11 protein-coding genes are annotated in these 15,398 nt (G+C 61.4%); 3 read left to right on the forward strand and 8 right to left on the reverse strand.

What is annotated here, in order from left to right; genetic code table 11:
* Window positions 1-144 precede the first annotated feature (144 nt).
* From betA to speB, 4 genes are all read right to left on the reverse strand, one after another.
* Window positions 145-1,833 carry a choline dehydrogenase gene (betA, locus tag FFS64_RS12910; RefSeq protein ID WP_137805717.1) on the reverse strand — a complete coding sequence of 563 codons (1,689 nt, stop codon included), beginning with the start codon at window positions 1,831-1,833 and terminating at the stop codon, window positions 145-147.
* A gap of 3 nt (window positions 1,834-1,836) precedes the next feature.
* Window positions 1,837-3,405, reverse strand: coding sequence for a cytosine permease (locus tag FFS64_RS12915; protein ID WP_137805718.1), 1,569 nt, complete (start codon window positions 3,403-3,405; stop codon window positions 1,837-1,839).
* 180 nt (window positions 3,406-3,585) lie between these two features.
* Entirely contained in the window at window positions 3,586-5,097 is a 1,512-nt protein-coding gene (locus FFS64_RS12920; protein ID WP_137805719.1) for an aldehyde dehydrogenase, read from the reverse strand.
* Window positions 5,098-5,107: 10 nt separating this feature from the next.
* On the reverse strand, window positions 5,108-6,106 hold the full coding sequence (gene speB, locus FFS64_RS12925) for an agmatinase (RefSeq protein WP_095192668.1): 999 nt from the start codon (window positions 6,104-6,106) through the stop codon (window positions 5,108-5,110).
* A 151-nt stretch (window positions 6,107-6,257) separates the two neighbouring features.
* Between speB and FFS64_RS12930 the strand changes: the two genes are divergently transcribed.
* Window positions 6,258-7,166: a LysR family transcriptional regulator gene (locus FFS64_RS12930; protein WP_137805720.1), complete on the forward strand. Its 909-nt coding sequence runs from the start codon at window positions 6,258-6,260 to the stop codon at window positions 7,164-7,166.
* Between the two features lie 120 nt (window positions 7,167-7,286).
* Window positions 7,287-8,711, forward strand: coding sequence for a M15 family metallopeptidase (locus tag FFS64_RS12935; protein WP_137805721.1), 1,425 nt, complete (start codon window positions 7,287-7,289; stop codon window positions 8,709-8,711).
* On the opposite strand, the gene FFS64_RS12940 is transcribed toward FFS64_RS12935, so the two are convergent.
* The 3 genes from FFS64_RS12940 to FFS64_RS12950 all read right to left on the reverse strand — a co-directional run bounded on the left by FFS64_RS12940 (window position 8,614) and on the right by FFS64_RS12950 (window position 13,332).
* Window positions 8,614-9,747, reverse strand: coding sequence for a sterol desaturase family protein (locus FFS64_RS12940; RefSeq protein ID WP_137805722.1), 1,134 nt, complete (start codon window positions 9,745-9,747; stop codon window positions 8,614-8,616). The genes FFS64_RS12935 and FFS64_RS12940 overlap by 98 nt on opposite strands.
* A gap of 186 nt (window positions 9,748-9,933) precedes the next feature.
* Window positions 9,934-11,331: a cytosine permease gene (locus FFS64_RS12945; RefSeq protein WP_137805776.1), complete on the reverse strand. Its 1,398-nt coding sequence runs from the start codon at window positions 11,329-11,331 to the stop codon at window positions 9,934-9,936.
* 153 nt (window positions 11,332-11,484) lie between these two features.
* Complete coding sequence (locus FFS64_RS12950; RefSeq protein WP_137805723.1) at window positions 11,485-13,332, reverse strand: amidohydrolase; 1,848 nt, start codon at window positions 13,330-13,332, stop codon at window positions 11,485-11,487.
* A gap of 472 nt (window positions 13,333-13,804) precedes the next feature.
* Here FFS64_RS12950 and FFS64_RS12955 point away from each other — a divergent pair, with 472 nt between their 5' ends.
* Window positions 13,805-14,188 (forward strand): DUF6124 family protein, encoded by a 384-nt coding sequence (locus FFS64_RS12955; RefSeq protein WP_137805724.1) that lies wholly within the window; start codon window positions 13,805-13,807, stop codon window positions 14,186-14,188.
* On the opposite strand, the gene FFS64_RS12960 is transcribed toward FFS64_RS12955, so the two are convergent.
* On the reverse strand, window positions 14,165-15,193 hold the full coding sequence (locus FFS64_RS12960; RefSeq protein ID WP_137805725.1) for a helix-turn-helix transcriptional regulator: 1,029 nt from the start codon (window positions 15,191-15,193) through the stop codon (window positions 14,165-14,167). The genes FFS64_RS12955 and FFS64_RS12960 overlap by 24 nt on opposite strands.
* Window positions 15,194-15,398: the final 205 nt, after the last annotated feature.

The following is a 15,398-nucleotide window of genomic DNA, read 5'->3' on the forward strand; positions in this document are numbered from 1 at the left end:
ACTCGCTGTAAGAGCGAAACCAATAGTGGCCGTTTCCGCAGGAATGGATATGTACTCGGTCAGTAATACATGGAGCGGTTCGGAGGCAGCCATCGCGGGCAAGCCTTGCTCCCACAGGAGATCGTGGATACCCGCGAAATCAGGCTAGACCCGCACGTTACGCCCCGGCAACGCCGAGCGCTGGCTGTTCTCCCAGTTCTCCACCAGCCCGACCGGCACCTGCGATGCCGGCAGCATCGCCACCCCGCGCACCAGGTCCGACGCCCGCTCGGCCAGCATGATGGTCGGGGCATTGAGGTTGCCGTTCGGCTCGGTCGGGAACACCGAGGAGTCGATCACCCGCAGCCCGGCAATGCCATGCACCCGCAGCTCGGAATCCACCACCGCCAGGTCGTCCTCACCCATGCGGCACGAGCCACAAGGGTGGTAGGTGCTTTCGAGGTTGTCACGGACGAAGGTGTCGATCTGTTCATCGGTTTGCACCAGTGGACCAGGGGCAATTTCGCCGTCGCGGAAACGGTCCATGGCCTTCTGGCCGATGATCTCGCGGGTCAGGCGGATACAACGGCGGAAGCCTTCGCGATCCTCCTCGCGTTGCAGGTAGTTGAAGCGGATTTCCGGGTGTTCATACGGGTCGGCGGAACGCACCCGCACGTAACCACGACTTTTCGGTTTGTTCGGCCCGGTGAGCACCATGAAACCGTGGCCCTTGATTGGCTTATTGCCGTCGTAACGCATGGCGGCCGGCAGAAAGTGGAACTGGATGTCCGGCCAGCGCAGGCCCTTGTCGGAACGGATGAAACCGCCGGCCTCGAAGTGATTGGTGGCGCCCAAGCCATCCTTGAACAACAGCCAGCGCAGGCCGATCAACAACTTGCTCAGCGGGTCCATTTTGCTGTTGAGCGTCACCGGTTCCTTGCAGCCGAACTGGATGTATACCTCGGCGTGATCCTGCAGGTTCTCCCCTACCCCAGGCAGGTCATGACGCACCTCGATCCCGGCTTTGCGCAGAACCTCGGCCGGGCCGATGCCGGAGCGTTGCAGCAAATGCGGCGAACCGATGGGGCCGGACGAAATCAGCACTTCGCGGTTGCAATACACCTCATGGGTCTGGCCATTGTGGTCATAGCGGATGCCCACCGCGCGCTTGCCTTCGAGGATGACCTGCCGGGTCATCGCGTGGGTGATCACGGTCAGGTTCGGGCGGCCCATGGCCGGGCGCAGATAGGCGTTGGCGGTGGAGCAGCGCACGCCATTCTTCACGGTCATGTGCATCGCCCCGAAGCCTTCCTGCATGAAGCCGTTGCAGTCGTCGGTCTTGATGTAGCCCGCTTCCGCCCCGGCTTCGACCCAGGCCCCGTACAGCGGGTTTTTCATGTGGTTACCGTTGGTGGTATGCAGCGGGCCGGTTTGCCCGCGATAGCTGTCCCCACCGGACTCGTAGCTCTCGGCACGCTTGAAGTACGGCAGGCAATTTTTATAACCCCAGCCTTGGGCGCCGAGGGTTTCCCACTCATCAAAGTCGTAAGCGTGTCCACGGATGTAGACCAGGCCGTTGATTGACGACGAACCACCCAACACCTTGCCGCGTGGGCAGTGAATGCGCCGGCCATTGAGGTAAGTTTCCGGCTCGGTTTCGTAGCGCCAGTTGTACTTCTTGGTGTTCATCGGGATCGAAAACGCACTGGGCATCTGGATCACCACACTGCGGTCGCTGCCGCCGAATTCCAGCACCAGCACAGAGGTGGCCGGGTCTTCGCTGAGACGGTTGGCCAACACACAACCGGCCGAACCGGCACCGATGATGATGTAGTCGTATTTTTGCGTAGCCATGATTTATCTCCGAGCCGCCGATTCGTTGAACACCGGCAACGAGGGTTTGGTCAGCGAGTCGCCGGTGGTGTATTGCGGGCAGGTTTTTTCGATGTGCTGGATGATGGTTTCTTCGCGCTTGAGATCAATGGAGCGGCTCAGCCAGTAGTACGCCAGCCCCGACACGATCAGCCCGACCAGCCAGGCGATGTCGATGCTGCCCAGGGCCTTGGCCAGCGGGCCGACGTACACCTCGCGCTGTTCGACACCGTCGTAGATGTAGAAGAACGGGATCATCGAGATGAAGCCGATGGCATACGCGGCAATCCCCCGCAGACCCCAACTGCCGTAGATGTTGCCGTGGGGCATGAAGAAGTGCGGGATGGCGTAGCGGCCCTTGCGCACGAAGAAGTAGTCGGTGAGGTTGACCGAGGTCCAGGGCACCAGGAAGTACAGCATCACCACCAGGTAGATGCCGAGTACCGACAGGCCCTTGCCCGAACTCTGGATGCTCAGGGCCACGCCCAGTTGCAGCAGGATCACGAAACCGATGGCCAGGATTCGCGCCTTGCGGGTCGGTTCGATGTGCTTGATGGAGTCGACGCAGGTCAGCGTGGTCAGCTTGGCGCTGTAGATGTTCATCGCAATCACCGGCAGGAACGCCAGGATGGTGATGACCACCACCGCCGTGCCCATCAGGGGCGACACGGTATTGCCGACTTGCCCCAGGGCCACCAGTACGTCGGTGGAATGCAGGTGATCGGCCAGCCAGCCGCCCACGGAAATCATCCATGCACCGGACAACGACGCACCGAGGAACACCACCGCGATCAACTTGCCGCTGGAGGTATTTTTCGGCAGGTAACGCGAGTAATCGGACACATACGGCGCATACGCAATGTTGTAGCTCGCCGCCGCCGCGAACTGCGCGATGAAGCCGGTCCAGTTGAAACCCAGCGGCGCCGGGGCCACTTCACCTTCGGCGAGTGGCGGCAGCACCGCATCCGGCACCCAGCCCATCAACACTGCCAGCGTCACCAGGCCGTACAGCGGCAGCGACAGGTACAGGGCCCATTTGAAACTGCGGTGCATCCAGTCATGCCCCAGAATCGCCAGCACCGCCGCCGGGATGGTCACCGCCACCGCAATCACCGTGGGGCTGAACCCGAACAGCGTGTGCAGCCCTTGCATCATCAACACCAGATTGACGATGTTGAAACCGGCAAACACGAACAGCGTCGCCAACAGCACCAGAATCACCCCGCGATAACCGAACTGCGCCCGGGACTGGATCATCTGCGGCAGGCCCAGGTGCGGGCCTTGCGAACCATGAAAGGCCATGAACAGCGTGCCGAACATGATGCCCAGCGTGCCGGCCAGGGTGGTCCAGAGCGCCGTCAGGCCCACGCTCGGGCCGACGAAACCGATGGTCATGGTGAAGAAGGTGAAGTTACCGAGGAACCAGAACGGACCCTGGCTCGACAGCTTGTCGGTGCGCTCGTTCTCCGGGATGAAATCGATGGAATGCCCCTCGACCACGGATTTGTCGTCGAGGATGGACAGACTCGGAGCAGGCTTGGCGTCAATGTTCATGATGGTCTCTTATTGTTGGAAGATCATGACGAGATAACCGCATTCTTTTGGCGCGTCCCTGCCGATTACCCTGTAGGAGCGAGCTTGCTCGCGATGAACCCAGGAACACCACGGGGTGTCAGGCTGCCAGCGTTATCGTTGGCGACCATCGCGAGCAAGCTCGCTCCTACAGGGTCAAGGTCAACCGGGCAAGGTGATCCATACCGCCTTGGTTTCGAGCAGGTAGTCGAGCTGCTCCGCGCCCAGGTCCTTGCCGAAACCCGACTGCTTGTAGCCACCGAACGGCATCGACGGGTCGAGGGTGCCGTGGGCGTTGACGTAGACCGAACCCGCTTTCAACCGCGGAATCAGGCTGTGCACTTTTCCAAGGTCGTTGGAATACAGGGCCGCCGCCAGGCCGTAGGGCGAGTCATTGGCCAGGGCCAGTGCCTCTTCTTCATCGTCGAACGCGGCGGTCACCAGCACCGGGCCGAAGATCTCCTCCTGGACGATGCGCATGTCGTTGCGGCAATGGGCAAAAATGGTCGGCTCGACGAAGAAACCCGGACCCTCGACCGGCTGGCCGCCGTAGACCAGCTCGGCACCTTCGCGCTTGCCGGCCTCGATGTACTCGGTCACGCGCTGCTTCTGCAACGCCGAGACCAGCGGTCCGATGAAACAGTCCGGGTCCAGACCCGGCGCCATCTTCAACGTCCGGGTGTACGCGATCAGTTCACGCAGGAATTCGTCGTAGACACTGCGATGAACATAGGCCCGCGTACCGGCGTCGCACACCTGCCCCGAGTTGAAGAACACGCCATTGGCAACCGCTTGCGCAGCGGCCGGAATGTCCGCATCGGACAAGACGATTACCGGTGATTTTCCTCCGAGTTCGAGGGTTAGTCGCTTCATTTCGTCGAGCGCGGCACGGCCGACGGTGCGGCCCACCGGGGTCGATCCGGTGAAGGTCAGTTTGTCGATGCCGGGGTGGGTGGCCATGGCCGCGCCGACCACGCTGCCGCGCCCGGTGACGATGTTGATCACGCCGTCCGGGATGCCCGCTTCCTGTACCAGCTCGGCAAATCGCAGCGCCGAGAGCGAGGTCAGTTCGGCGGGTTTGACCACCACGGTGCAACCGGTGGCCAGCGCCGCGCCAAGCTTCCAGGCCATGGTTTGCAGCGGGAAGTTCCACGGCACGATAGCGCCGACCACCCCCACTGCTTCCTTGCGGGTATAGGCCAGGTAATTGCCCGGCAGCGAAGGTTCGACGGTACGCCCGTGGAGCTTGGTCGCCCAACCGGCGAAGTAACGCAGGGTGTCGACCGTGCCCTGGATATCGACATCCTTGGCGAAGGCGACGGATTTGCCCATGTCGATCGATTCGATCTCCGCCAGCTCAAAGGCGTTTTGCTCGATCAGGTCCGCCAGGCGCTGTATCAGCCGTTCGCGCTCCGCCGGTTTGGCCTGGCGCCAGGCGCCGCCGTCGAACTGGGCACGGGCAGCTTTTACGGCGCGGTCCAGATCTTCCGTGGTGCCCATGGGAATGCGGGTGATCAGGCCTTCGGTCGAGGGTTCGATGACCTCGGAGGTCTGGCCGTCGCTGGCTTCGACCCAGGCACCGCCGATGAACATTTTCTGCACCTTGCTGAGGAAGGTTTGGGTGGCTTCGCTGACGCCGAATTTTTGCAGGTAGCTTTTGACGATCGTGTCCATTTTTATGCTCTCAGGCCGGGGTGGCTTCGTTGATGGACTGCCGCGCCTGGGCGCGCTCGTGGAAGATGAAACCGATGCTATTGAGCAGCAGTTGCGCGGCGAGAATCGAGGTCATGCCGGTCGGGTCGTACACCGGCGCGACTTCCACCAGGTCCATGCCGACGATGTTGCCCTGGCTGCGTTTGGCCAGCGCCTGGATGATCTCCAGCACTTCGTAGTAGAGGAAGCCGCCATGGCTGGGGGTGCCGGTGCCGGGGGCGATGGACGGGTCGAAACCGTCGATGTCGATGGTGATGTAGTAATTGATGTTCTGCGGGATCAGCGCCAGCACCCCATCGACACCGAGCCGGCGCACGTCGCGTACCGAAAGGATCTTCGAGCCCGCCGCGTGGGCCGCTTCGTAGTCATCACGGTTGGACGACGACACGTTACGAATGCCCATCTGGGTCATGCCGACGATGTGGTTCATTTCCGAGGCGCGGCGCAGCGGGTTGCCATGGCCGTACCTCACGCCGTGGCGCTCGTCGACGAAATCCAGGTGCGCATCGAAATGGATGATGTGGATCGGACCGCGCCCTTCGAACGCCTTGATCACCGGGGCATGCACCGAGTGATCACCGCCGAGTACCACCGGCATCACGCCGGCATCGAGGATCTTGCGCACCGCGTATTCGGTGTTGTGGTTGCTGGTGACCATGTCGGTGTGGACGATGTCGGCATCCCCGACGTCGACCATGCGCACATCGGCGGCGGTCAGGTACATGACGTCATCTTCGTGGTCGTAGGCGCCGGCATGGCCGAAGGAAAACAGCGTCGATGCCTCGCGAATGCCCCGTGGTCCGAAGCGTGCGCCGGAGCGCCACTGGGTGCCCATGTCGTTGGGCACGCCGAGCACCGCCACGTCTGCGTCCAGGGCATCCCAGTCGGTGCACACCGGGGATTTGCCGAAGGTGCAATGCCCCACGAATGGCAGGTTCAGGCGGCCGGATTCATAACCGTTGTTCGACATTTCAAGCCTCTCCACTTCTTGTTATCGGCTGGGCGGACTGCAAGGCGACCGCCGTTGGAAAGACTATGGGCGCAGCTTTTCGTGGAAAAAATGCTAAACATCAGATACTCATATCGGCATTGCCGATGTATTCGCAGGCGGGAGGTCCAGGGTGATTCAACTGCACGATGTCGACCTGAAATTGCTCAGGGTGTTTGCCACGATTGTCCGCTGTGGTGGCTTTTCCGCGGCGCAGGCGGCATTGAACGCCGGCCAGTCGACCATCAGCGAACAGATGACCCATCTGGAGACCCGGCTTGGGGTCAAGCTCTGCCAGCGTGGACGCAGTGGCTTTCGCCTGACCGAGCAAGGCGTGGCGATTCATGAAGCCACCCAGCGCCTGCTCTCGGCGGTGGAAAATTTCTGCATGGACGCCGATGTGCTCAAGCAGCACATCAGCGGCAAGCTCAACCTGGGGATCATCGACACCACCATCACCGACCCCGATTCGCCGATCCCGCGCACCACCCAGCGCTTCGTATCGCGCGGGCACGATGTGCACCTGAGCGTGTACGTCGGCGAACCTGCCGAACTGGAGGAACGGGTGCTCGACGGCCGCCTGCACCTGGCCATCGGGCACTTCCCGATCCATGTGCCGGGGTTGCAGCATTCGCCGCTGTATCAGGAAGCGCTGGGGCTGTATTGCGGGCGGCGGCATCCGCTGTTCGGCAGCCAGGCCGAAGGTGATGAGCTGCTTGAAGAAATCAGCACCAGCCGCATTGTCGTGCGCGGCTACATGCAGCAATACGACCTGGAACACCTGGGGGTGAGCAAGGCGGCGGCGACCGTGGACAACATCGAGGCCTTGGCGATCCTGATCATCTCCGGGGCTTACCTGGGCTTTCTGCCGGTCCACTTCGCCACCCAGTGGATCAAGACCGGCGAGATGCACCAGCTTGCCCCGCAGAGTCTGCAACTGATGTCACCGTTCGACGTGATCACCCGGCGCGGCACGGCACCGCCGCCGATTCTCCAGGCATTTCTTGAGGATCTGGCGGCCTGTTCGCGAAAAGTGACTTGAGCCGAGAAGAACTGACAAACCTTTCCCCACAGTTTTTTTTGCACCAGCACCACCATGGAGGTGTAGCCGATTTCAAGCCATGATGGGCTGGCTTGTCATGCATTCATGGAGGTCGGCACGATGCCATCTGCAGCTCGATCATTGCTTCTGTTCCTGTGCCTCACCCTGACCTGCCTCGCCAATGCCGAAGACAGGCCCGGGCACATGGTGTATTTGCGCACGATCGATCCCGGCATCGAGCAGGACATCCGTTATGCCGCTGCCCACAACTTCACCGGGCACCCGCTCGACGGCTACGAAGCGGCGGAGTGCCTGCTGTCGCTCGACGCCGCCAAGGCCCTCGCCCGGGTGCAATCGGCATTGCGGGCGCAAGGCTATGGTTTGAAAGTATTCGACTGCTATCGCCCCAGTCGGGCGGTTGCGGACATGGGGCGTTTTGCGACGGAACCGGGCGACCCGCGCAAGGCCGAGTTTTATCCACGGGTGGACAAACAGGACTTCTGGCGCCTGGGCTACGTGGCACGGGTGTCCAATCACTCCAGGGGCGGCACGGTCGACCTGACCCTCACCGGTCCCGATGCCCTGCCCGCCAATACCTGGACGCCTTCAGCCACACCCGTCGATTGCACGGCACCTTATGGCCAGCGCTGGCACGATGGCGCCGTCGACATGGGCACCGGTTTTGATTGCTTCGATGAGCGCGCCCACACCAAGACGACATTGATCAACGCCACGGCCATGGAAAATCGCCAGCGGCTCACCCGTGCCATGGAGGCAGAGGGCTTCACTGGCTATTCCGCCGAGTGGTGGCATTTCACATACTCGCGCGATCCTGGCTTGAAGACCGTCATGGATTTCCCCATTACCCCGCTTGAACCCATGGCCCAGGGGCTCGGCGATAGTCGGCAGTTGATCGTCGTCACCAGCAAAAATTGGGATGACATTCAGGGCACTGCCCAGCGCTATGAACGGCGCGACAACAGGCTTGAAAAGTTCGAGGCCGCTTTTCCTGTGGTTTTGGGAAAAAACGGAATGGGTTGGGCCCAGGAACCCAACAACCTCGAAAAACGTCAGGGACCGATCAAACAGGAAGGCGACGGTAAAGCGCCGGCCGGGATTTTCAAACTGGGTACGGCGTTCGGCTACGCACCAAAAGCTGAAACGAAACTGCCCTACCTCGCGCTGACGCCGGCCATCGAATGCGTGGATGACAGCCAGTCGAAACGCTACAACCAACTGATCGACGGCTCGACGGTCGCCAAGGACTGGAGCAGTTCCGAACGCATGCGGCGCAGCGATGACTTGTATCGCCAGGGTATTTTCATCGAACACAACACCCCGGCATCCCCCGCCGCCGGTTCGTGCATTTTCTTCCACATCTGGCGCGGCCCAACGACGCCGACCCGTGGCTGTACCGCCATGGCGCCGACGGAAATCGAGCGCCTGTTCAACTGGCTGGACCCACGCCAGTCTCCGCTGCTGGTGCAATTGCCCGAGGCCGAGTACGAACGTTTACATGAGCGCTGGCAGTTGCCCGAGCGTTGATCCTGCCCCTGTGCTGAGCCGTGCAAACCTGTGGGAGCGAGCGCCTGGTTTTACGCAGCTTGCGCGCGGTTTCGACAAACGGCGTCACGATCAGGCTGTAGAGCGTCAAGTAACGCTGCCGATCCGCCTCGCCGGTGCCGAAGCGGATGGCCTCGGGCTCGGACTGCGTGACATAGAGCGTGCCGAACATCCAGTCCCAGAGTGACAGGTTGCCCCCGAAATTCTTGTTGATGTGCCGAGGTGCGTCACTGTGATGGACCTGATGCTGGGCCGGGCTGTTGAGCACGTGCTCGACCACCGGCCCGAACGACAGCCAGACATGGCTGTGCCGCAGGTTGGACGCCAGGGCGTTGAGGATGAACACCATGTAGGTCACGCCGAACAGCGTGTAGCGGTCGATCTCACCGCCGCAGGCGTACCAGAAGATGCCGGCGAAGACGCTGATAAACACGATATCGATCAGCCGCTCGATCATTTTCTCGATGAAGTGCACCCGGCTGGCCGTGACCGGCACCAGCACCGGCGCCGAGTGATGGACCTTGTGGAACGCCCACAGATAGCGCGAATGGTAGGCGCGGTGGGCCCAGTAATGCAGGAAGTCCTGCAACAGAAACACTCCCAGTCCGTAGAGCAAGGACAACCCAAGGTGCTGCTCCACCTGCACCCGTGCGCCCCACAGGTGGGTGAAGAAGCGTACGTAATCCCCTGAGCGCAACACGTACGGGTCCACCAGGCCGACGATGGGCACCACCAGCATGACTTTCAGGATCGCGCGCACAAAGTAGTAGCGGTAATCGAGCAGCGCCGAGGGATGAAAATGCACGCGGTTACCGCCGATGAATTGCCAGAACGTGGGCGCATCGGTCAGCCCGCGGGATTTCCTGAAGCGGAACAGGCCAAAGGCAACGGTGTAGGAGCTGAACAGAAAAGCCAAACAGAGACGGCCATTAAGGTCGAAAAGGCCAAGGAACTGGTCGCTGACAGGGGTGATCACCCACCGGAACAGGTATTGATAGAAAAGTGCTGAAACATCCATGAACGGCTGGTCCGGAAGGTAAAGCGTTATTGGTAGGTTAAGAACGACGCGGATAATAATGACCCGTCCCTTTCTAGCCAACACCCTTCGACTACAAGGGGGCACACCAGCCAGATAGCCTGTACGCCCGCCTTCCCGGTGGTTGGCGTATCACCGAGTGTAGCCGTTATTGCGCATGTTTCTTGTTTACGCTTTGGTTCGTCCTTCAACGGGCACGACAACCGCCGATGGCCGGGCCAGCAGGTAATACAAAACGCCTGGCACCATGAGCCCCACGATCCAGGAAACATCCACGCCACCGAGCTGCGCGACCATCGGTCCGGAGTAGAAATGGGTGTCGACGAAAGGCAACTGAATCAGCACGCCGATCACGTACACGCTGATCCCCAGCAGGTTCCAGCGGCCATATCGCCCCGCCGGATCGGACAAGGCCGGAATGTCGTAACGCTCCTTGTTGATGAAGTAGTAATCCACCAGGTTGATCGCACTCCAGGGGGTGAAGAACGTCAGCAAAAACAGGATGAAATACTTGAACGAGTTGAGGAACGAGTACTGCCCCAGCAGCGCCAGGGTGGTGGACGCCGCGACAATCAGCAGCACGAACACCATGCGCTGGCGGGCGCTGAACGCCAGGCGACTGCGGAAACCGGTGATGATGGTGGCCACGCACATGAAGCTGCCATAAGCATTGAGGGTCGACACCGTGACCTTGCCAAAGACCACGCTCAGGTACAGCAAGGAAGCCATCACCCCGCTGCTGCCCAAACCGACGATGGTCGCCACTTCGTGACCACGGAAGTTCGCCCCCGCCAATGCCGCGGCGAACACCCCCAGCACCATGGAAGCCTGGGCGCCCAACACTGTGCCCAGGCCGACGGCGGCGAAGGTTTTCCACGATGACGTCTTGCTCGGCAGGTAGCGTGAATAGTCGGCCACATACGGGCCAAAAGCGATTTGCCAGGACGCCGACAGCGACACCGCCAGCAGGAAAGTACTCCAGGCGAAATGGCGGTTTTGCAGCAACAGGCCGATATCGTTGAGCGTCATCAACCGGGTAAACAGATAGACGAACGCGATGACGCCGAGCACGCTGGCAACCCGCCCGACCAGGTGGATCACCCGGTAACCGAACATCGTCAGCAAGGCGATGCAGGCGGCGAAAATCAGGATGCCGGCACTGTCGCTGACGCTGATCAACTGGGCAATCGCCTGCCCCGACAACACCGCGCCGGTGGCGCTGAAGCCGAGGTACATCAGGCATACCAACACAATCGGGATCGCCGCGCCGTACACCCCGAATTGCACGCGACTGGAGATCATCTGTGGCAATCCGAGCTTCGGCCCTTGCGCCGCATGCAGCGCCACCACGGCACCGCCAAGCACCTGGCCGATCAGCAAGCCGACGAGCGACCAGAACACATCACCGCCCAACACCACGGCCAGCGCTCCGGTAACAATCGCGGTGATCTGCAGATTGGCCCCGAGCCACAGGGTGAACTGGCTATACAGGCTGCCATGGCGCTCGGCCTCAGGGATGTAATCGATCGAACGGGTTTCGATCAGGGGACTTTGTTGCTGGGTCATCATTCTTGTTCTCTTCCAAATTAATAGGCATCACACATTCCACTGTGGGAGCGAGCCTGCTCGCGAAGGCGGCTGCATATCCAACATTGATGCAAGCTGACACTCCGCTTTCGCGAGCAGGCTCGCTCCCACAGGGACTGCGTACAACTGAAATTATTTTTGTTGTTCGATAACAGCCACCTGCCCCACAAACGGTGCCTTGGCCCACACCACCTTGCCGCCTACCATCGTCATCAGCACCTGATTGCGCCCCAGTTCCTCCTCGGGCACTTGCATGAAGTTTTTATCCAGCACAATCAGGTCGGCGAACTTGCCCACTTCGACCGAACCGACCACCGTCTCCAACCTGAGCTGCTCGGCGGCATTGAGGGTGATGGTGCGCAGCACCTCGGCACGGGACAGCGCCGGGTCAGCATTGAGCCGGCCTGCGTACTTGGGGCCATAGCTGTGCGGGTTCTGCGGATCGCCGGAGCGGGTGACGCCGATTTTCAGCGCGAGGAACTCGTCGAGCGGATCCACCGGCCAGTCGCTGCCATAAGCCACCCGGCCTCCGGCACGGGCGATGCTGCCTGACGGTTCCATGCGCGCGAACCGTTCGGCACCGAGGTGATCGCTGGTGCCGTCCACCGTGGACGGCGCCTGCTGTGCCCACTGGAAGGACATGTTGGCGGTGACGTCGAGCGCCTTGAACCGCCCGTAGTCGGCAGGGTCCACCGATTCGGCGTGGGTGATGGCCGGGCGGAAGGGATTGCCGGGTAATTGCCGGCGCACGTATTCGATGCCGTCGAGCGAATCGCGCACCGCCCGGTCGCCGGTGGCGTGCAGGTGCGGATCGAGACCGGCCTGCACCGCTTTGAGCAACAATGCATTGAGTACTTGCGACGGGAAGTACAGCTCGCCACGGTTCTTCCCTGGCGTCCATACCGGCGCCTTATCGGTTCCGGCGTTGTGCAGATACGGCGTCAACATCGCCCCGGTATCGGCCGGTGCGTTGATAATGCCGTCCATGAACAGTTTGACGTGGCGCATGCTCACTCCCGGCGCGACCCGGGTTTCGCCCTGGTCGTAAGTGGCGGATAGCGCCTTGGCCTCGGCGATGGTGTTGTCCGGGTCGGCGGTCGCGGCGGCCGGATCGAGCTTGATCGCCAACAAGGCCCGCGCGGTCAACTCGCCGGATTGCTGCAGCGTGGTAAAGGCCTTGCCGTTTTCCGGCCCCGACAAGGCATCGAAGAAACTGGTGATGCCTTGCTGGCGCATGGCGTCGAGCGCGGCGCGGCTCTGGTTCAACTTCTCGGCATCGGTGGCGGGCGGCACCACGGCGGCCATGGCATCGGCCGCGCCGTCCTCACAGATACCGGTGGGGTTGCCCGCACTGTCGCGCACGTACTTGCCGTCGCCGGGGTTGGCCGTGTGTTTGTCGATACCGGCCACCGCCAGACCACGGGAATTGACCAGCACGGTATGAAAGTCGGAGGAGCGCACCTGGATCGGTCGCTTGGTTTTCAGTGCATCGAGGGTTGATTTATCAGGGTCGCCGTCGAGACCGTTCATGCCCATGCGATCCCAGCTACCCACTTCGAGCCAGACATCTGGCCCCTTGTCCTTGTCGGCGTCCAGGCAGGCCTGAATAGTTTCCTGGAACACCTTGCGGGTCATGGTCTGGTATTTCAGGTCGCACAGGGTCATGGCACGACCGCCGTCACCGGGATGCATGTGCGCATCGATGAAGCCGGGCATCAGCATGCGCCCCGCCAGATCGATCACCTGTGTCCGGGCGCCGACATACGAAGCAACCCCTTCATCGCTGCCGACAAAAACGATCTTGCCTCCCGTGACCGCCACCGCCTGCTGCACCGAATGATTACCGTCGACGGTGTACACATAACCGTTGCGCATGACCATGTCGGCGCTGGTCGAACCGCGACTCTGGCACCCCACCAGCGCCACGCAGGAAACGGCCGTTGCGCCGGCCACGGCGATAAATAGCCTGGACAATTTCAATTGCCTCACCCCTTTTTATTGTTTTGCAAGGACTCGACCGGACGGCCGCGCATGTCCTTGATATGCAGGGCATACCCTATAGGGCGCGGTGAGCGGATGGACCTCTGCAAATGAGGAGGGGTGAGGTAAATAGTGGGGGGATGGGTTCACTTGTGCCAACCATGGGCTGCTAAACCCGATCACTGACAATCAGTGACGCGAATCAAATTACCGAGCCGTCCCAAAGCGCACAAGCCGGCGGATTCTGGCGTACCCGTAGGCAACGCCGCAAGGCCTTGTAGCTTTCAGGGAGCGAATCCGACGACGATTAAACACACCCTTTCGAACAGTGTTTAACGCGTTGAAATTCTGCCCCCGTCCTTGATGAAAACTGCCAGAAAAACCCGGAAGCATCCGACATGTTTTTAGGGTTGGCCGTCGGAAGCGTGACCGTTAGCGTGACAGCTCCACTAACACTTCACGGAGATTCACCATGCGCAAGATCCCCGACGTCCCCACCCGATCAGAAGTAGAAAGCACTGCCCCCTACGTCTCCACACCTTCGAAAAAGCTGCACCAGGCTGTCAATAGCGCACTTGACCATTACCTGAATCCACCTGCTCCTGACATGACTACCAAACGCCCGCCCAGCGCCCTTTTTGTCGTTGCGCCTGACATCAACAACGAAACGCTACTGGCCTACGCCTGTGAGTCGCTCGCCTCAGCGAGCGTGTTGGCCAATGAATTTTCCGGCACGTTGGAAGGTACGCACCGCAACACGATGTTGGCCCTTCAACAGGTGATCATGCTGGGTGAGCTGGCGGTGAACCGGGTGCTGGACAATATGGAACCATCACACACCATCCCGGCGGCCTGACTCCCCCTGCGAACCCGACGAGCGCAAGACCGAGCCCAGCTCCACCTTGCTCTTCACCCCCAGTTGCAGGTAGCAGTTACGCAGGTAGGTGCGCACCGTCGCCGGGCTGAGGGTGAGAATTCGGGCGATTTCCTTGTAGGAGTGCCCGGCGGCGAACAGCATGGCGACGGTCCGCTCCCGTGGTGCCAGCACCGCCCCGCGCGGCGGTGTTTCCAGGGACAGGATGACGTGTTCGGCATTCGGACTCAGGGTCAGCGCCGAACGGCCCAGGCGCATGACACAAGGTGCCTTGGGCAATTGTGCGATCACTTCGGCGGGCAGCGTCGAGCCGTTCCAGCCGGGCAGTTCCCGCTGAATGGCCGCACACAACCCGGCGCCGACGTAGAGCAGACCTCCGTCCCGCCGCGCGACCGCGAAATCGGAGGCGCCGTTGCCGGTGTCGACGCGGATCATGTCCTGCACCTGAAAGCGCCACAGCTGCAACAAGTGATCGCAGAACGCGGAAAACAGACCAGCCTCGCGGTCGTTGAAAGCCGGTGCTTCAACGCCACGGTAAAGACAGACGAAAAACATCAGGCCACTTTCCGGCAGCTCGAAGGTGATGCACATCGGGTGGTAGAGATCATGGCGCCGGGCGAACGCGTCCACCTCGGCATCGGGGTCGGTGAAACCGCTGTCACGAATGACCTCGCCGGGGCGGCTCAAGGTGTCATGGGAGAATTTGTCGCTGCCGGCACTTTGTTGCCATTCGGCGGCAAAGGAGTCGGCCAGGGCGATGCGCCCGTGCATCCAGCTCTGCGGCGGAGCGTTGGCGGCCGAAGCAGACATCTCGCCCCACCACGCCGAGGCGAACGGCACCAGTGGGCGGAACGCCTGCAAGCCGTCGGCAATGAACTCGGCGGCACCCCGTTCCCGTGCCAGACGCCCCAGGTGCAACACGCAACGGTTGAACGCCTGGAGCGTGGTCATTGAGGTGTCGACGCAGCCCTGGTTACCCTCCTCCATTGTGCCGGTCCTGTTCGTTGTTTGATCTGTGGCCTGGACCATGCCACAGGGGTTGCGATGTCGTCCACAGAGGCAAACGGAACCGGTCTTTTGTGGCGAATCCGATTTGCCTGCGATGGCGCACTTGAGATTGCCTTCGCGAGCAGGCTCGCTCCCACAGTTGAATCGGGTACATCTGCAAGAGATTGGTCGGCTGTCAGGCAGT

The organism is Pseudomonas sp. G(2018), from assembly GCF_005502415.1.
Classification (GTDB): Bacteria; Pseudomonadota; Gammaproteobacteria; order Pseudomonadales; family Pseudomonadaceae; genus Aquipseudomonas.